The sequence below is a fragment of the Prochlorococcus marinus str. NATL2A genome, from assembly GCF_000012465.1.
Taxonomy (GTDB): Bacteria; Cyanobacteriota; Cyanobacteriia; order PCC-6307; family Cyanobiaceae; genus Prochlorococcus_B; species Prochlorococcus_B marinus_B.
In genome coordinates, this window is record NC_007335.2 from 321,938 (window position 1) to 338,801 (window position 16,864).

The window sequence follows — 16,864 nt, forward strand, 5'->3', positions numbered from 1 at the left end:
ATCCTTATAGGATGGCTGATTTTTTTAGAAAAGGTTGGTGATTTTTGTTACGAGTTTTATTCAGGCCAAATATTTTGAGAACTGATTCGTTTCGTTTTACCTTGGGTTTTTGATAAAACTTCTGCAAGGGGAATTAAAACAAAGTTTCTTTCACTAAATCTTGGATGAGGCAAAATCAAAGTGTCAGTATTTATTTGTAGTCCGCCCCAAGAAATGAAGTCAATATCCAAAGATCTTGGCCCCCAAATAATCTCTATATTTTCTCTTTCCCTTCCTGCAATCTTTTCTAATTCTAAAAATTTTTTCATCAAACATTTAGCTGCTTTTTCATTTGGGGTTACTGAGGCAAAACCCTCTCCCTCCACAACAAGTACGGTATTAATGAATTTTGGTTGGTCAATTGGCCCCCCTAAAGGATCAGTCTCAAATAGAGGAGCCCATTGAAAAGATAAAGACTTATCAAAATTTTGAGAGTCTATTTTTGGATGATTTAAAGCAATATTCCACTCGATTATGCTTTTTTCTATATGCGGCCTCATGGCAGCGATTGTCCTTATGGGATCTCCTAGAATGCCAGGGATATTTGCGCCTATTGAGATGACGAGTTTCAATTCCGGTTTTTGTTTTGCATAAGTCATGCGAATATTAAAAGACTTTTAAAAATTTGCTTGTTGATCCAACCCTATGGTTTCCAGTGGATTGAACAATAACAATATGTCTTCGACTTCAAAAGACATTGCTGTAAAGGATAGAGCCAATCTTGCTTTCCCTTTGGCTGCAATTACAGGCCATGGAACTTTAAAGCTTGCTTTAATGCTCGCCGCAGTTGATCCTGGTTTGGGAGGAGTAATAATTGCGGGTGGTCGCGGGACTGGGAAATCTGTTTTAGCTAGAGGCTTACATGCCCTTCTCCCGCCGATTGAAATAATTGATTTAGACGAATTAGCCAATACTGAGGATGGAGATGATTCATTTATTTATCCGGCAGGTAGAAATTTAGATCCTTCTTTTTCAGGCGAATGGGATGATTTAACTAAAAAACTTTTCACAAAAAAGATAGGGAGTTATGAAAATACTGATGACTTAGAAAATATCCCTACAAAAGTTGTTTCTGCGCCCTTTATTCAGGTTCCTTTAGGAGTAACGGAGGATAGGCTTGTTGGTGCAGTTGATGTCGCTGCTTCATTATCAAGCGGAACTCCAGTATTTCAGCCAGGCTTACTAGCTGAGGCTCACAGAGGAGTTTTGTACATAGACGAATTGAATTTATTGGATGACGGCATTGTCAATCTACTTTTGGCTTCAGTAGGTGCAGGTGAAAATAGAGTTGAACGAGAAGGATTGAGCCTAAGTCACCCTTGCCGTCCTCTTTTGATTGCTACTTACAATCCTGAAGAGGGGGGATTAAGGGACCACCTCTTGGACAGATTTGCAATTGTTTTATCTGCAGATCAATTAATTACAAACGAACAAAGAGTTGAAATAACTCAATCTGCCATTTCTCATGGTCAATCAAGTGAAGCTTTTTCTAAGAAATGGTCTGAAGACACAGAATCTCTATCAACACAATTGCTTTTGGCAAGGCAATGGCTTCCAGATGTTCAAATCAGTGAGGATCAAATTGAATACTTAGTTGTGGAAGCTATACGTGGAGGTGTAGAAGGACACAGATCAGAGCTTTATTCAGTAAGGGTTGCAAAGGCTCATGCTGCCTTGTGTGGAAGGGATTCAGTGGACGCAGAAGATTTAAAAGCGGCAGTAAGACTTGTCATCGCTCCCAGGGCCATGCAAATGCCGTCAGAAGAGGAGATGGAGCCTCCGGCCCCTGAAGATCAGCAGCCACCACCACCGCCTCCTGAAGACTCTGATGACAATAATGATCAAGAGGAAGATCAAGAAGAAGATCAGGAAGAGGAGCAAGATGAAGAGTCATCTCCTCCAATCCCAGAGGAATTTATGCTTGATCCAGAAGCATGTGCCGTAGATCCTGATTTGTTGTTGTTTTCATCTACTAAATCAAAGAGTGGAAATAGCGGAAGTCGATCAGCTGTCTTAAGTGATAACAGAGGTCGATACGTGAAACCAATTATTCCTAGAGGACCTGTTAGAAGGATTGCCGTTGATGCAACCTTAAGAGCTGCAGCTCCTTATCAGAAAGCAAGAAGGGAAAGAGAACCTAATAGGAAAGTTATTGTTGAGGAAGGCGATCTACGCGCAAAATTACTGCAGCGTAAAGCTGGGGCATTGGTAATTTTCTTGGTTGATGCAAGTGGATCAATGGCGCTCAATAGAATGCAAAGTGCAAAGGGAGCTGTTATTCGGTTGCTAACCGAAGCTTATGAAAACAGAGATGAAGTTTCTCTTATACCTTTCAGAGGGGATCAAGCAGAAGTTTTACTCCCTCCAACCAGATCAATCACCGCTGCGAAAAGGAGACTTGAGGCAATGCCATGTGGTGGTGGCTCTCCACTAGCTCATGGGTTAACTCAGGCTGCAAGAGTTGGAGCAAATGCCTTAGCCACAGGAGATCTCGGACAGGTTGTAGTAGTGGCAATTACGGATGGGCGTGGAAACGTTCCATTAAGCACTTCACTAGGTCAACCAATTCTTGAGGGAGAGACACCACCCGACTTGAAGCAAGAAGTTCTTGATGTCGCTTCGCGTTATCGTGCTCTTGGTATTAAATTGCTTGTAATTGATACAGAAAGAAAGTTTATTGCTAGTGGAATGGGTAAAGACTTGGCTGACGCATCCGGAGGTAAATATGTTCAATTACCTAAGGCAAGTGATAAGGCTATTGCTTCAATTGCAATGGATGCGATTAACAGCGTTACCTGAAACTTGTTTTTAAGGATATATATCATCAAATAATTTACTTAAACCAATGGTTACCTTTTTTAGAGCATTTATAAGTTCTTTGTCTTCCATAATATTTCCCATATCTGAGCTCATTTGATCAATTTTCTTTGTTAGAGAGCTAGATGTTGAGGCAAGTTCCTGAATATCTTTTAAAGTCTCAGGATTGTCTAGGCTTTCAAGAATATTATTTAAATGAAAAGAAGCTTTTGTTAGTTCAGAAATTATAGGCTTTGCTCTTATAAGTTCTGATTTAGATAACAAGACAAGTTCATCAAGATTAGCTTGAGTTCGATCAAATTGTTGAATAGATTCAGATACTTTATTTACTATTGCTTGTTTATCAGCTTCATCAATAATTCCATTTATACCCTCTGTCAAGCTTGATATGCTAACCATTTCAACACCTTTAATTTTATCTCCACTACATAAGATTCTTTTTTGAGGACAATCTTTATTGACTGTAATTAGTTCATTTTTATTTAATGATTTGCCTAGTGATATTAAAGATAATTGAGCATCTCCTCCAAGCATAGAACTTGTGACGATTTTGGCAATTACAGGTTTTGGTAGAATTAGATTATCGTTATTTATTTTTATTTTAGTTTCAACTGTGTTTGGTGTGAAACTAATATTTTGAACAGATCCAACAATGATTCCCCGATAAGTAACTGGAGACATCTTGGCAAGACCACTTGCATCTTTAAAGCTTGCAGATATTTCCCATGTTTTTGAGCCTAAACGAAAATCTCTTAACCAGAGCATTGCTCCTGAAAAGATAACTAACCCACCTAATAGTGAAAAGCCAACAAAAGCATCTCGTAAACTTCTTCGCATAAATTTATGAGTCCTCAGGTTGCATTGGTCCTTGAAGATTGCCTGTGCGAAATTGTTTTACATAGGCATTTTCACTTTGTTTAAATTGATCTATGGATCCATCCCATTGAAACTTGCCACCGTAAAGCAAAAGAACTCTATTAGCTGTTCTTTCAATTGTACTTGAAACGTGACTAACTACAATTGAACATCCTTCCGCAGCCTCAGTTGTTTTAATAATTAGATCTTCAATACGAGTACAAGCTATTGGATCTAAACCAGCAGTTGGTTCGTCATATAAAAGAAGCGGAATAGAGCCTTTTCCTTTCTTGGAGTCACTGATTAATGCACGAGCAAAACTTACTCTTTTTTGCATCCCTCCACTCAGTTGATTTGGAAATTTGTCCGCAACATCATATAAACCCACTTTCTGTAAGCAATTTATGACTTTTTTATTGATAATTTCCTCGGGTAAAACTTTCTGTTTTTCAAGCAAAAAACCTACATTTTCCTTAACAGTTAATGATGCTAATAATGCTGGATTTTGAAAAACTAATCTCACATCAGGAGGACTATTTTGATCAAGCCTTAAATAATTTTGATCAATACCTGATATTTTAAGGCTTCCTTCAGAAGGTAAGAGCAAACCAGCGAGTAAGCGAAGTATTGTTGACTTGCCCGAGCCTGATGGACCAACAATTGCCAATCTCTCTCCAGCCATCATGGCTAGATTGACTGAATCGAGGACTTTGTTTGACCCCAGTTCAACACTGAGATCTTTCATCAACATTACTTGAGTGTTTTTTGGCACACTCTCTCCTAATGTTTGTTTACCTGTCTCATTTTGTATGAGATCTGTGAAATGGGAAGTTTAATTAGAGTTTATATGAATTAATTATTTAGGTCTATTTGTTGAAATTTTCTCAAACTCGAATCCATTGAACAAAAGAAGAAAAAGAAAATTAAGAAGAGCCACCTTGCGTAAAAGCCTTCTCGCTAGCTTGTCTTTTCATCTTTACTCTCGCTTCAAAAGAGCTATTAGATGGCTGTTGCCTGGATTAGTAGTCAAAAGGTGGATGATGACATCTGGATTGGGCTTGTTAATTGCTTTGATTGGAGCCTCTATTTGGGCTGACTTGCGTCCAATTTATTGGGTAGTTGAAATACTTTTTTGGTTTTTAGGATTTATAACTACTTTTTTACCTAGAACCATTTCTGGACCCATAGTCTTTTTGATAGGAATTTCTCTTTTAATTTGGGGTCAAGGGAGAAGTTTTGAATCTATTAGGCAGGCTTTAGGTCCAAAAAAAGATACTTTTTTGGTTGATGCTTTAAGAGCTAAGCAAAAATTAAATAGAGGTCCAAATATTGTTGCTATTGGAGGAGGAACAGGTTTATCTTCATTATTAAAAGGCTTAAAAAGATATAGCAGCCGAATCACGGCAATAGTGACTGTTGCTGATGATGGAGGAAGTAGTGGAGTTCTTAGGAGAGAACTGGGTGTTCAGCCTCCAGGAGATATAAGGAATTGTTTAGCAGCTTTAGCAACAGAAGAACCCCTTATTAAAGGACTTTTTCAATATCGCTTTCCCTCAGGTAGTGGACTTGAGGGACATAGTTTTGGGAATCTTTTCCTATCTGCCTTGACTGCGATAACTGGAAGCTTAGAGACCGCAATTACTGCTTCAAGTCGTGTTCTTGCAGTTCAGGGTCAAGTTGTACCAGCAACTAATGTAGATGTTCGTTTGTGGGCGGAACTCGAAAATGGTGACCGAATAGATGGAGAGTCAGCCATAGGAAAAGCCCCTTTGCCAATAGTCAGAATCGGCTGTTACCCATCGCGACCCCCAGCTTTGCCAAGAGCTCTAGAAGCTATAAGAAATGCTGAAATTATTTTGATAGGTCCAGGAAGTTTATACACTTCAATTCTTCCAAACCTGCTTGTCCCTGAAATAGTCGAGGCGATTGAGAAGAGCAAAGCTCCTAAACTATATGTATGTAATTTGATGACTCAACCTGGAGAAACTGATGGACTTGACGTAACTGGTCATGTAAGGGCCATAGAAGCGCAATTGGCATCAAGAGGAATTTCTAGGAAAATATTTAGTTCAATACTTGCTCAAGATGAATTAAAACCATCCCCATTGGTTGATTACTACAAATCAAAAGGGGCTGAACCCGTCAAATGCAACAAGATTGATCTTTTATCTAGAGGATATAATGTTTATTTAGCTTCTCTTCAGGGTTCAAAGGTCACTCCAACTTTGAGGCACGACCCAAGAAGTCTCGCTTTAGCAATAATGAGGTTTTACAGAAGATACAAAAAAGGTAAATAAATTAGTATGCATCTTGCATTTCATAAAAATCAGGCTGCACATAGTCTTTTCTGAGAGGCCATCCTTTCCAGTCTTCAGGCATTAAAAGTCTTTTGGGATGAGGATGACCTTGGAAGTTAACACCATACATATCGAATGTTTCTCTTTCTTGCCAATCAGCTCCTCTGAAAAGACTATATAAACTTGGAACAGTTAGGTCCCCATTGCGATCTAGGAATACTTTTAATCTTACTTCGCGAGGAGAAATATCTTCTTTTAATTCATTCATTTCTATTAGATTATAAAAACAAACTATATTTAAACCAGGACCTTCGTCATAGCCACCTTGGCATTGCAGATAATTAAATCCATCATTTTTTAACGCTTCAACTATTGTTAAGAGATTGTTTGGGGAGATTTTTATAACTTCAATTCCTAAGTGGTCTTCTTTGAGAGGAATGTTTTCAAATCCATTGTTAGAGAGCCAATCGCTTATTGGACCTGAGATTTTTTCTTCAACTACAATTTCCGAATCGTTTGTCATTTTTTTATAAGAGAAGCTTAATTACTTGAAAGTTCTTCAGATATTTTTTGAACCTCTTTTAAAGATTGATCAAACTCTTCAGATAGTGAAGGATTTAAAGCAATTAATTGAGTTTTTGCCTTTAGGTATTGTCCATTTACTTTTGACTCGACTCGCTTCATTTTATGAGGGATAGTTAAATAACGATGAGTTTGGGTAATTTTTGATCTTTCTGAGATTGATTCGTTTGCAACTTTTTTTCTTAATTTAATGACAGCATCAAATATTGCTTCAGGTCTTGGAGGACATCCAGGAAGGTAAAGATCAACAGGTATTAACTTATCAACACCTCTGACTGCCGTGGTGGAGTCTGCGCTGAACATTCCACCAGTAATAGTGCAAGCTCCCATAGCTATTACGTATTTGGGATCTGGCATTTGCTCATAAAGCCTTACAAGAGCAGGTGCCATTTTCATTGTGACGGTGCCTGCCACTATTAGTAGATCTGCTTGTCTAGGAGAACTCCTAGGTACTAATCCAAATCTGTCAAAATCAAATCTAGATCCAATTAGAGCTGCAAATTCAATAAAACAACAAGCAGTTCCATAAAGAAGAGGCCAAAGACTACTTAGTCTTGCCCAGTTATGAAGATCTTCAAGGCTAGTGAGGATTATGTTTTCGCTTAAATCATTCGTTACTGTCGGCGTCCCAACTGGACCGCAGGAAGCTTCTCTAAGATTTCTTACAGCTTCAGAAGAGGGAGATTTTTTCAAGGGATTCAACTCCATTCAAGGGCACCTTTTCTCCATGCGTATGCTAATGCCACAACTAGTATTGTGATAAAAACAAGAGCTTCTATAAATGCTAATAACCCAAGTTTGTGAAATGCAACTGCCCATGGGTAAAGGAATACTGTCTCCACATCAAATATAACGAAAACAAGAGCAAACATGTAGTAACGAATATTAAATTGAATCCATGCCCCTCCAATGGGCTCCATACCAGATTCATATGTAAGCTGTCTTTCTCCTGCCTTGCTTTTTGGAGCTATTAACTTATTTGTTGTGAGAGCAAGAATTGGAACTGCTCCAGAAATAAGAAGAAATCCTAAAAAATACTCATAACCCTGAAGGGAAAACATGAATGAATTACTGATTTCATTATCAGTCTGACAGTCATTTTCTAGATTAGTGCCATAGAGTTGTTATGTGTGAAAGTGAAAACTGTGAGTGAAGACAAAAAAACAGAATCAAATCCTTTGGGAGATTTGAATCTTGATGCACAACAAAATCAAGTTATTTCATTTGAACCAAAAAACTCAAACGAGGAATTTGATCCAAAAGGAAATCGCTTCGAATGTATGAGCTGTGGTTTTATTTATGATCCTGATGAGGGTATAAAAAAGCTAAATATTGAACCAGGAACAGCATTCCTAGACATAGATAGAGAGAAGTTTAGATGTCCAGTCTGTCGAGTAGGATTTGGTGGATACAAGGATATTGGCCCTAAATCAAAGCCTAGTGGATTTGAAGAAAACCTTACTTATGGCTTTGGATTTAATAAACTTCCTTCAGGCCAGAAAAACGTTCTTATTTTTGGAAGTCTGGCTTTAGCCGCTGCCTGTTTTCTCTCTCTTTATTCTTTGAAATGAAACGTCTGTTTTCAAATGTCATTAATTTGACCCTTGTCTTAATAGTTGGAGTAGCTCTTAGTGGTTGTACTGTTAGCAATGCTTCCATAGGCTCATCAAGTCCTTGGTCACTAGTTGACCTAGATACTGAAGCAAATCCACTAGATGTTGACTTTGTAGATGACAAAAATGGGTTCTTAGTAGGGACAAACAGATTAATTCTTGAGACAAATGATGGAGGAATAACTTGGAAAGAAAGAAATTTAGACATACCAAGCGAAGGTAATTTTCGTTTAATAAGCGTTGATTTCAAAGGCCAAGAAGGTTGGATTGCAGGTCAACCAGGATTGATTCTTCATACCACTGATGGAGGAAAAAATTGGACTCGTCTTGATTTGGGAAATAAGTTACCTGGAGATCCGTATTTGATAACAACAATTGATACTGATATTGCTGAGTTAGCAACTACTGCCGGGGCAATTTATAAAACTACCGATGCTGGTACCAATTGGGAAGCAATCGTTGTTGATACTTCTGGCTCTGGAGGCATAAGAGAATTAAGACGTACAAATAACGGTGGATATATAAGTGTTAGTAGCCTTGGTAACTTCTTCTCAGTCCTAAGACCTGGAGAAGAGATATGGAGCCCTCATCAAAGAGCAAGTAGTAAGAGAGTTCAAAGTGTTGGTGAACAGCCAAATGGTGATTTATGGATGCTTTCTAGAGGAGCTGAAATCAGATTTAATGCAGATCCTGATGATATCGATTCATGGTCAAAGCCCATTATCCCAATAGTTAATGGGTATAACTATCAAGATCTTGTTTGGGATCCATCTAAGTCGATTTGGGCCGCTGGAGGAAATGGAACTTTATTAGTGAGCAATGATGAGGGAAAAACTTGGGAAAAAGACCCTGTTGGTGAATCTGTTCCAACAAATTTCATAAGAATTCTATTTCTGGACGATTTAAACAGTGAGAGTCCTAAGGGATTTGTATTTGGAGAAAGGGGCAATTTACTGCGGTGGCAGGGTTGAAATCATAAATTTTTGATGATTTCCATGACTCTGTGTAACCACCTTGCAACACAGACCGTTTCTTTTGGTTTCGCTTGATAAGATCACTGAGCTGATTAAGTGAGGCTATGGCTGCCGGCTCTACCGGGGAACGCCCGTTTTTTGAGATCATTACTAGTGTCCGCTATTGGATTATCCATGCGGTAGCACTTCCTGCGATCTTCGTGGCAGGATTCTTATTTGTGTCTTCTGGGCTTGCCTACGACGCTTTTGGAACTCCTAGACCAGATACGTATTTTCAGGCTGGAGAAAGCAAAGCTCCTGTTGTTGTTCAGCGCTTTGATTCCAAGGCGGAACTTGACACGCGTCTGAAATAAACAAATTTCATCTGATTGCTTTATTATCCATGCAAGTCAATCCAAATCCAAATAAAGTTCCGGTTGAATTAAACCGAACTAGTCTTTATCTTGGACTCTTACTTGTTTTTGTAATGGGAATTCTTTTTTCCAGTTACTTCTTTAACTAAATCTCTTTATCATGAGCAAATTAAAAGGACCTGATGGACGAGCAGGAGATCGTCTGCCAAATGGTATGCCTGCAGTCTCCTGGGAAAGAAGGTGGACAGAGGGAGCACTACCTTTGTGGTTAGTCGCTACTGCAGGTGGAACAGCTGTTATTTTTGTTCTTGGTATTTTCTTTTACGGTTCTTACACTGGTATTGGTAACGCTGGTTAGTTTTAACTAGAAAAATACTATTTTTTTGAAATAACTTAAAACCAACTGACTTTTATTGTTAGTTGGTTTTTTTAATGCCAATATTTATCCGTAAATAATTTGATCTTGCTTTTAGTCTTTTCTGGAACATGCTCTTCTGGGGTGACTAAGGCATCTTTTAATGCACTGTGAAAAGAGCTTGGCGGCCTTAATGATGAGACTCTTTTAGCAACAGCAGAAATTATTGATTTTGCAAAATTTGCATTTTCCTGGAGATTTTCAATGACCATTTCTACAGATACATTTTCGCAATTTTGATTCCAGCAATCATAATCAGTAACCATTGAGAGGCTGGAATATGCGATTTCGGCTTCTTTTGCCAATCTAGCTTCAGTATGGTTTGTCATACCTATTATTGAGCATCCCCAATCTCTATATAAGTTTGATTCTGCTCTTGTTGAAAAGGCTGGTCCCTCCATAGCAAGATATGTTCCTCCAATATGCATTTTTTTGTCTTTTGTTAAAAGTTTTTCTATTTCTTTCGAAAGTATTTGAGAAAGAATGTCGCAAAATGGATTTGCCATGCTTATGTGCGCTACAACTCCATTGTTGAAAAAAGTCAATGGCCTTTGATGAGTGCGATCAATAAATTGATCAGGAATAACAATGTCGCAAGGTTTGATATTTTCTTTTAATGATCCCACCGCTGATGCGGATATCAACCATCTAACATTTAGAGAGCGCATAGCCCAGATATTTGCTTTGTATGGAATTTCACTTGGATTTAAAGTATGTTTCTCTCCGTGGCGAGCAAGAAAAACAATCTCAATTCCAAATAGATTGCCTATTAGTAACTTATTAGATGGTTTCCCATAGGGAGTGTCTAAGCTTAACTCGACTATGTCTTTAAGATTTTCTATCCTATATAGTCCGCTTCCGCCAATAATTCCTAATCTTGCTTGTTTGAAATCGTAGGCATCTGATTGTGTTCCCGAAATATTCAAAAAATCATGTTCAGTGATCATCTAGTTTTAGCTGGTGGTGGTCATACTCATGCCCTTGTGTTGCTCCAGTGGGCAATGAATCCAAAATTGAAGCCTGCTGGAATGATTACTTTAGTTAATAAAGCAAGTACAACTGTTTATTCTGGAATGTTTCCAGGTGTCATAGCAGGTAAATACAAGATAGATGAAATACTAATTGATTTGAGGAAACTTGCTTTAAAAGCAGGAGTTTCATTTGTGATGGCAGAAATTGAGGGGATCAATCTTAAGGAAAAAAAGTTACTTTTAGAAGGACGGCCAGAAATTGAATATTCTCTATTATCCCTAAATATAGGAACAAAAACTAATATAAATTCTAAACTTTTTAATAGAGGTGATAAAGATTTAGCTGTTCCAATTAAACCTTTTTCTGAATCCTATAAATTTATTGTCGATCAAGATATCCACAAGAATGATTCTTCTGCAAAACCATTTGTAATTATTGGTGGTGGATTTGCTGGAATAGAAATAGCTTTTTCTTTAAGAAAAAGATGGCCAAAAAGGCCTATTTTATTAAAAGTCAAATCAGGAAGAAATATAAATAAAAACCTGCTAAGAAATTTAAAGGCCTTAGATATTGAAATCACACAAAAGCAACCATCTATTTTATATCCAAAATTAATATGTACCGGTAATAAATCATTTAATTGGTTAAAGGATAGTGGTTTACCTATAGATGAGAATGGGAGAGTTCTAACTAAAAAAACTCTTCAAGTCCTTAACTATCCAGAGTTATTTGCTGTAGGAGATTGTGGTGTCATTAAGGATTATCCTCGACCTTCTTCTGGAGTATGGGCAGTTCGTGCAGCAAAATCACTTGCAAATAATTTAGAGTTTATAACTAAGGGTTTAAAACTAGAGGAATGGAAACCTCAAAGAAAAGCAATACAACTGTTGGATATCAACATTAGAAAAAAGAAATCTAAAGCTTTTATTTCCTGGGGTGAAGTTATTATTGGTCCTTTTGATTTTTTATCAAGTTTAAAAGAATTAATTGATAAACAATTTATCTCTAAATTTGATCTAGTTAAAGATATAAATTCAGATATGTCTTCTGAAGAAGACATGATTAAATGTAGAGGATGTGCGGCTAAATTAGCTTTTACTCCATTAAGTTCAGCATTAAAAAAAGTAGATTTAATAGAATCTTCAAAAGATGATTCTATAAATATAGGGATATTAAATTCTGATAAAACTTTGATACAAAGTGTAGATGGATTCCCTTCTTTAATTAGTGATCCTTGGTTAAATGGAAGACTTTTGGCGTTTCATTCCTGTTCTGATATTTGGGCATGCGGAGGATCTGTGATCTCTGCACAGTCTCTTATTAATTTACCATCCATATCTAATAATTTACAGCAAGAATTGTTATATCAAGTTTTGGAAGGTATTAATTCTGCTTTAACTATCCAAGGTGCAAATCTTATAGGTGGACATACATTAGAATCAAGAAAAATATCTGAAGAGCCTTTTTCCCTAGGAATAGAAAGCTCATTAACTGTAAATGGGGTTATTGATGATAAAAAATATTTTTGGCCTAAGGGAGGAATGAGAAATGGAGATGAAATTTTAATTAGTCGTTCTTTGGGAACTGGAATTATTTTTTCTGCATTTATGAATGGTCAAGTAAAACCTTATATACTTGATAATGTCTTAAAAGAAATGAATAAAAGTCAGCATGAGATTGTTAATTATATTAATCAATTAACAAATCTAAATCCACGCTCAAAAATTGTTAATGCATGTACTGATATAACTGGATTTGGTTTGCTAGGTCATTTGTCAGAAATGTTGGAATCTACAAATAGTGATCAATTAAAGATGAATTCAGAACCATTTAAAGTCAATCTTGAACTGGATAAAATACCATTATATGATGGTGTGAAAGAACTTTTAGATAAAGGCTTTGAAAGCACTTTGGCCCCTGCAAATCAAATTTTCCTAAAAAATATTGATGGAGATAAAAACTTAAGGTTTGAGCTCACATCTAATGATTCTTGCTCTAATAGATCCTTTTATAATGCCATGCTGAAAATCTTAGTAGACCCACAAACTTGTGGCCCTTTGGTTGTTTGTTGTTCATCGATTTATTCAGAAAAACTTATACAGCAAGGACCTTGGATTAAAATAGGTTTTATTTCCAAATAAATACTTATTAAATTTTTAAAAAGCAATATTTTCATCAATTAATTTCATTCTTTGCCGTTTTATTTCTATTCCTATTTCTGGTCCAGGTTCCCAACCTTTAGCTATTAAATCATCTCCTTTTATTGGAGACTCTATATTCTTCCAATTAAATAGCCAAGATTTCAAATATTCTTTTAGTGGGTTATTTCTACATATTTCAAGCATGAAAGAAGATTCATTAGCATTGATTTTCTCAAGGTTTATTGTCCACTTTGATGGTGACCAATTTTTATATAAATGATTAGCTGTTATATTTTTTAGATATTTATTTAATCTACAAGCTCCTTCTATTATTTCTTTTTGCTGTTGATTTAAGTGTAATCTATTAGCTAGATAAATAGGGCTTTTAGATTCATAAACAAATGCTGTTAGGGGTTCAATATTAGACTTCTTTGCAATGAAAATTTTTTCAATAAGTCGTTTATCATTTTGTAATTTCGAATCTACTATTTTTAGCCCTCCACAGACTTGTAGATTTTTTAATGCATTCTTCCAATATTTGTCTTCTAAAAGCAATTCTAGTTCCATTTTTAATCTTATTGATAATGCTGAAGGTGCTAAATCAGTATTATCTCCAATATGCCAATTCCAAGGCCAAAGATTTATTGTATCTTTTATTTGTTTTAAGGCTTGATTTGATAGATCAAAATCTAACTTGGCAGAATAGCGAGAAGCTCTAATAACTCTAGTTGGGTCATCTAAAACACTTGATTTATGCAAAAAGTCCATTTTCATATTTTCAATTGCATCTGATCCTGAAAATAAATCGATTAGTCTATTATCTTTCAGTTCAATTGCCATTGCATTTATATTAAAATCTCTTCTTATTAGATCTTTTTTGATTGTTGATAACTCGACTATTGGGTTTTCTCCAGGTATTGGATACGTTTCTTTACGAGCAGATGCAATATCAACTTTTATGCCATTAATTATTACTTCTGAGGTTTTGTAATTTCTGTTATCTCGGATGACTTTTACTCTTTCTGCTCCAAGAACTTTTTGCAATTCTTTTATATAGGTTGAGGTCTCACCTTCAATAATTAAATCTAGATCATTGAAGATAATTTCATAATTTTGATTTTTAGATTTTTTTATTAAGTCTCTTACAACTCCTCCAACTATTGCAATAGAAGTTATATTGACTGAGCAAGCTGCTTCTAAAATAATAGTTAGAATTCCTCTCGGTAATTCTTTTATCTCTTTTTCAATTGTAGATTTATCAAATAATTCCATGAGAAATATGGTTTTAGCTAGTTAACATTTTTCAGATTAAATCTTACTCATCTATCAATTTCAATGGAGCTAGTCTTGGGTCTAATATTTTTGGCCCCATTCCTGAGAATTTTATAGCCAGTGAGATTTTTTCTCCTGAACCAAAAACATGTGTGATTATCCCTTCTCCAAATGAAGAATGTTCAACTCTATCGTTAACTGACCATCTCTTCCCTGGGGAAGGACCAGAATATGTTTTTCTTACTGCATTTTCAGCTTCACTAGGAAAGGACTTTTTATTACTTTGGCGATCAATTCTAGTTAGTCTGTCTAGATTTTTTTCTCTTCTTAATGTAGCCCCACCAGATAATGGGATATCGCCTTTAACAAGTTCTTCTGGTATTTCGGAGAGGAATATAGATGCGATAGCTGGTTCTCTCATCCCTCCCCACATTCTTCTCTCAGATGCATGAAAGAGAAATAGTTTTTCTTTCGCTCTAGTAAGTCCTACGTAACAAAGTCGCCTTTCTTCCTCAAGTGAAGATGGATCATCAAGCGATCTATAGCTTGGGAATAAGCCTTGCTCCATTCCCACAAGACAAACAACAGGAAATTCCAAACCTTTACTGCTGTGAAGAGTCATTAATGTGACTCGATTTGACGCAGTGTCTTTATTATCTGCATCGCTTGATAGAGCAGCAGTTGATAAAAAACCTTCTAAATTTGCATCTTCGCTTTCTTCCTGATATTGCAACGCGGCATTAACTAATTCTTGAAGATTGCGTCTTCTTTCTTCAGCCTCATCTGTTCCTGTTGCAATTAATTCACTTAAATAGCCACTTTTTTCTAAAACTAATTGAACCAACTCGGCGGGGCTTGAAGAGAGAAGATGACTTTGTAATTCATTAATAAGCTCACTAAAAATTAAAAGACCTTTGGCTGATCTTCCTGCGAGAGATCTGACAGCTTCGGGGTCATTTACAACTTCCCAAAGAGGAATTTTTAATTGACTAGCAGCATCACTCAATCTTTGAACTGTTGTTTTGCCAATCCCTCTTTTAGGAACGTTTAAAACTCTCAGAAGACTGACACTGTCAGATGGATTAATTAAAAGTCTTAAATAAGCTAGTAGATCTTTAATTTCTCTTCGATCATAAAAACGTAATCCTCCAACCACAATGTATGGAATACTCCAGCGGACCAATGAGTCCTCAATTGCTCTTGATTGCGCATTGGTTCTATAAAGAATAGCCATATCTCCCCAATTTAATTCTGGATTCGAGGCATCTAAAATTCTTAGCCTATGAATAACTGCTTCTGCCTCTGCTATCTCATCGTCACACCTTGTTAATCTAATAGGCTCACCTTCTCCTCTAGTTGCTCTAAGAACTTTATCTATTCTTTCTTTATTGTTGGAGATTAGTGAATTTGCTGCTTCGAGGATGGTAGAGGTAGATCGATAATTTTCTTCTAGTTTTACAAGAGTTGAATCATATTTATTGTCTAGGCTTTTCTTTCCAAAGTCCTCTTGAAATCCCATTAGTATCCTAAAGTCCGCAGCTCTAAAGCTGTAAATACTTTGATCTGCATCGCCAACAACAAAAACGGATCGATTATTCCAATCTTGAAAAGAAGATGGATCTTTACCATTGGTCACCAACTGTTTAATTAATTCGTATTGTGTCCAATTAGTATCTTGATATTCATCAACTAAAACATGTTTGAAGCGACTGTGCCAATAAGTCCTTATTTTTTCATTTTGTTGTAGTAATTGAACAGGTATTAATAGAAGATCATCAAAATCTAATGCATTATTAGCAGCTAAAGCTTTTCTATAAAGTCTATAAGTTTCAGCAACTAATTTTCCTCTTTGACCTTCTTGATTATTTGATAAATCATCAGGAAGTAAGCATTGATTTTTGGCATTACTGATTGCCCATCGTACTTTTTTTGGTTCAAATCTTTTTGGATCTAATTGTAGATCTTGTGTAACTATTTCTTTGATAAGACTTTGGGCATCTGTTTCGTCATATATTGAAAACTGTTTAGTCCATGTCAATCCTTCAGGGTCTTTGAATTTATCGATGTCAAAGCGTAATAATCTCGAAAACAAAGCGTGAAAAGTACCTATCCATAATTCACGACTGATTTCACGATGTATACGATTACGAATTTCTCTTTGTTCTGCTACTTGTAAGGCAGTCCAAGGCTTCCCGTGGGTAAGACTTGATAACCTTTTTGCTAAAAGCAATTCAAGTCTATCTTTCATCTCTCTTGCAGCTTTATTGGTAAAAGTAACTGCAAGAATAGAACTAGGATCAACTTTGTATTCAGTAATTAAATGCGCAATACGATGAGTAAGAGCTCTTGTTTTTCCGCTTCCTGCTCCTGCTACAACTAATAATGGACCATGAAAATGATCAACTGCATGTGACTGCGCCTCGTTTAATCCATTTAGAAATATACTGTTTGATTGTTTCATTTTATAGACTTTAAATACATTTAATTGAATTTAGTTTTGCAACATTCATGGGGTACATTTTTATATTATTTAA

General features: G+C 36.3%; 17 protein-coding genes. 8 read left to right on the forward strand and 9 right to left on the reverse strand.

Going from position 1 to position 16,864, the window contains the following annotated elements; all coding sequences use genetic code 11:
• Positions 1–56: 56 nt before the first annotated feature.
• On the reverse strand, positions 57–638 hold the full coding sequence (gene folK, locus PMN2A_RS01670; RefSeq protein ID WP_011294286.1) for a 2-amino-4-hydroxy-6-hydroxymethyldihydropteridine diphosphokinase: 582 nt from the start codon (positions 636–638) through the stop codon (positions 57–59).
• A 46-nt stretch (positions 639–684) separates the two neighbouring features.
• Here folK and bchD point away from each other — a divergent pair, with 46 nt between their 5' ends.
• On the forward strand, positions 685–2,838 hold the full coding sequence (bchD, locus tag PMN2A_RS01675; RefSeq protein ID WP_011294287.1) for a magnesium chelatase ATPase subunit D: 2,154 nt from the start codon (positions 685–687) through the stop codon (positions 2,836–2,838).
• 9 nt (positions 2,839–2,847) lie between these two features.
• Here the strand turns inward: bchD and PMN2A_RS01680 are convergent, their stop codons facing one another.
• Positions 2,848–3,693 carry an MlaD family protein gene (locus PMN2A_RS01680; protein ID WP_011294288.1) on the reverse strand — a complete coding sequence of 282 codons (846 nt, stop codon included), beginning with the start codon at positions 3,691–3,693 and terminating at the stop codon, positions 2,848–2,850.
• Positions 3,694–3,697: 4 nt separating this feature from the next.
• On the reverse strand, positions 3,698–4,483 hold the full coding sequence (locus tag PMN2A_RS01685) for an ABC transporter ATP-binding protein (RefSeq protein WP_011294289.1): 786 nt from the start codon (positions 4,481–4,483) through the stop codon (positions 3,698–3,700).
• 127 nt (positions 4,484–4,610) lie between these two features.
• Between PMN2A_RS01685 and yvcK the strand changes: the two genes are divergently transcribed.
• Complete coding sequence (gene yvcK, locus PMN2A_RS01690) at positions 4,611–6,008, forward strand: uridine diphosphate-N-acetylglucosamine-binding protein YvcK (protein ID WP_011294290.1); 1,398 nt, start codon at positions 4,611–4,613, stop codon at positions 6,006–6,008.
• 1 nt (position 6,009) lies between these two features.
• Here the strand turns inward: yvcK and PMN2A_RS01695 are convergent, their stop codons facing one another.
• Genes PMN2A_RS01695 through PMN2A_RS01705 form a run of 3 tightly spaced genes read right to left on the reverse strand, consistent with a single transcriptional unit; the run spans position 6,010 to position 7,651 of the window.
• On the reverse strand, positions 6,010–6,531 hold the full coding sequence (locus PMN2A_RS01695; protein WP_011294291.1) for an NAD(P)H-quinone oxidoreductase subunit J: 522 nt from the start codon (positions 6,529–6,531) through the stop codon (positions 6,010–6,012).
• Between the two features lie 17 nt (positions 6,532–6,548).
• Positions 6,549–7,298: an NADH-quinone oxidoreductase subunit NuoB gene (gene nuoB, locus PMN2A_RS01700; RefSeq protein ID WP_011294292.1), complete on the reverse strand. Its 750-nt coding sequence runs from the start codon at positions 7,296–7,298 to the stop codon at positions 6,549–6,551.
• Positions 7,289–7,651 (reverse strand): NAD(P)H-quinone oxidoreductase subunit 3, encoded by a 363-nt coding sequence (locus PMN2A_RS01705; RefSeq protein ID WP_011294293.1) that lies wholly within the window; start codon positions 7,649–7,651, stop codon positions 7,289–7,291. Before PMN2A_RS01705 ends, nuoB begins: the two co-directional genes overlap by 10 nt.
• Before the next feature lie 156 nt (positions 7,652–7,807).
• Here PMN2A_RS01705 and PMN2A_RS01710 point away from each other — a divergent pair, with 156 nt between their 5' ends.
• The 5 genes from PMN2A_RS01710 (at position 7,808) to PMN2A_RS01725 (ending at position 9,888) form a co-directional block, all read left to right on the forward strand.
• A complete protein-coding gene (locus PMN2A_RS01710; protein ID WP_225866334.1) occupies positions 7,808–8,161 on the forward strand; it encodes a rubredoxin in 354 nt (117 codons plus the stop codon).
• Positions 8,158–9,174, forward strand: a complete 1,017-nt coding sequence (locus PMN2A_RS01715) for a photosynthesis system II assembly factor Ycf48 (protein WP_011294295.1) — start codon at positions 8,158–8,160, stop codon at positions 9,172–9,174. Before PMN2A_RS01710 ends, PMN2A_RS01715 begins: the two co-directional genes overlap by 4 nt.
• Before the next feature lie 107 nt (positions 9,175–9,281).
• The gene (gene psbE, locus PMN2A_RS01720) at positions 9,282–9,530 is read left to right on the forward strand and encodes a cytochrome b559 subunit alpha (protein ID WP_011294296.1); all 249 of its coding nucleotides are present in this window, start codon (positions 9,282–9,284) and stop codon (positions 9,528–9,530) included.
• A gap of 29 nt (positions 9,531–9,559) precedes the next feature.
• The gene (locus PMN2A_RS10040) at positions 9,560–9,679 is read left to right on the forward strand and encodes a photosystem II reaction center protein L (RefSeq protein WP_011294297.1); all 120 of its coding nucleotides are present in this window, start codon (positions 9,560–9,562) and stop codon (positions 9,677–9,679) included.
• A gap of 11 nt (positions 9,680–9,690) precedes the next feature.
• A complete protein-coding gene (locus PMN2A_RS01725; RefSeq protein WP_011294298.1) occupies positions 9,691–9,888 on the forward strand; it encodes a photosystem II reaction center protein J in 198 nt (65 codons plus the stop codon).
• A gap of 71 nt (positions 9,889–9,959) precedes the next feature.
• On the opposite strand, the gene mtnP is transcribed toward PMN2A_RS01725, so the two are convergent.
• Entirely contained in the window at positions 9,960–10,892 is a 933-nt protein-coding gene (mtnP, locus tag PMN2A_RS01730; protein ID WP_049752679.1) for an S-methyl-5'-thioadenosine phosphorylase, read from the reverse strand.
• Here mtnP and selD point away from each other — a divergent pair.
• A complete protein-coding gene (gene selD, locus PMN2A_RS01735) occupies positions 10,878–13,058 on the forward strand; it encodes a selenide, water dikinase SelD (RefSeq protein WP_011294300.1) in 2,181 nt (726 codons plus the stop codon). The two genes, mtnP and selD, sit on opposite strands and share 15 nt — an antisense overlap.
• A 15-nt stretch (positions 13,059–13,073) precedes the next feature.
• On the opposite strand, the gene PMN2A_RS01740 is transcribed toward selD, so the two are convergent.
• The gene (locus tag PMN2A_RS01740) at positions 13,074–14,330 is read right to left on the reverse strand and encodes a CCA tRNA nucleotidyltransferase (RefSeq protein WP_011294301.1); all 1,257 of its coding nucleotides are present in this window, start codon (positions 14,328–14,330) and stop codon (positions 13,074–13,076) included.
• Between the two features lie 43 nt (positions 14,331–14,373).
• Positions 14,374–16,791: a UvrD-helicase domain-containing protein gene (locus PMN2A_RS01745; RefSeq protein WP_011294302.1), complete on the reverse strand. Its 2,418-nt coding sequence runs from the start codon at positions 16,789–16,791 to the stop codon at positions 14,374–14,376.
• Positions 16,792–16,864: the final 73 nt, after the last annotated feature.

What these genes read in the sequence shown, in the direction of transcription:
- folK (WP_011294286.1), bottom strand. Translation starts at nt 638, where the DNA reads ATGACTTATGCAAAACAAAAACCGGAATTGAAACTCGTCATCTCAATA.
- bchD (WP_011294287.1), top strand. Translation starts at nt 685, where the DNA reads ATGGTTTCCAGTGGATTGAACAATAACAATATGTCTTCGACTTCAAAA.
- PMN2A_RS01680 (WP_011294288.1), bottom strand. Translation starts at nt 3,693, where the DNA reads ATGCGAAGAAGTTTACGAGATGCTTTTGTTGGCTTTTCACTATTAGGT.
- PMN2A_RS01695 (WP_011294291.1), bottom strand. Translation starts at nt 6,531, where the DNA reads ATGACAAACGATTCGGAAATTGTAGTTGAAGAAAAAATCTCAGGTCCA.
- nuoB (WP_011294292.1), bottom strand. Translation starts at nt 7,298, where the DNA reads ATGGAGTTGAATCCCTTGAAAAAATCTCCCTCTTCTGAAGCTGTAAGA.
- PMN2A_RS01705 (WP_011294293.1), bottom strand. Translation starts at nt 7,651, where the DNA reads ATGTTTTCCCTTCAGGGTTATGAGTATTTTTTAGGATTTCTTCTTATT.
- PMN2A_RS01715 (WP_011294295.1), top strand. Translation starts at nt 8,158, where the DNA reads ATGAAACGTCTGTTTTCAAATGTCATTAATTTGACCCTTGTCTTAATA.
- psbE (WP_011294296.1), top strand. Translation starts at nt 9,282, where the DNA reads ATGGCTGCCGGCTCTACCGGGGAACGCCCGTTTTTTGAGATCATTACT.
- PMN2A_RS10040 (WP_011294297.1), top strand. Translation starts at nt 9,560, where the DNA reads ATGCAAGTCAATCCAAATCCAAATAAAGTTCCGGTTGAATTAAACCGA.
- PMN2A_RS01725 (WP_011294298.1), top strand. Translation starts at nt 9,691, where the DNA reads ATGAGCAAATTAAAAGGACCTGATGGACGAGCAGGAGATCGTCTGCCA.
- selD (WP_011294300.1), top strand. Translation starts at nt 10,878, where the DNA reads ATGTTCAGTGATCATCTAGTTTTAGCTGGTGGTGGTCATACTCATGCC.
- mtnP (WP_049752679.1), bottom strand. Translation starts at nt 10,892, where the DNA reads ATGATCACTGAACATGATTTTTTGAATATTTCGGGAACACAATCAGAT.
- PMN2A_RS01740 (WP_011294301.1), bottom strand. Translation starts at nt 14,330, where the DNA reads ATGGAATTATTTGATAAATCTACAATTGAAAAAGAGATAAAAGAATTA.
- PMN2A_RS01745 (WP_011294302.1), bottom strand. Translation starts at nt 16,791, where the DNA reads ATGAAACAATCAAACAGTATATTTCTAAATGGATTAAACGAGGCGCAG.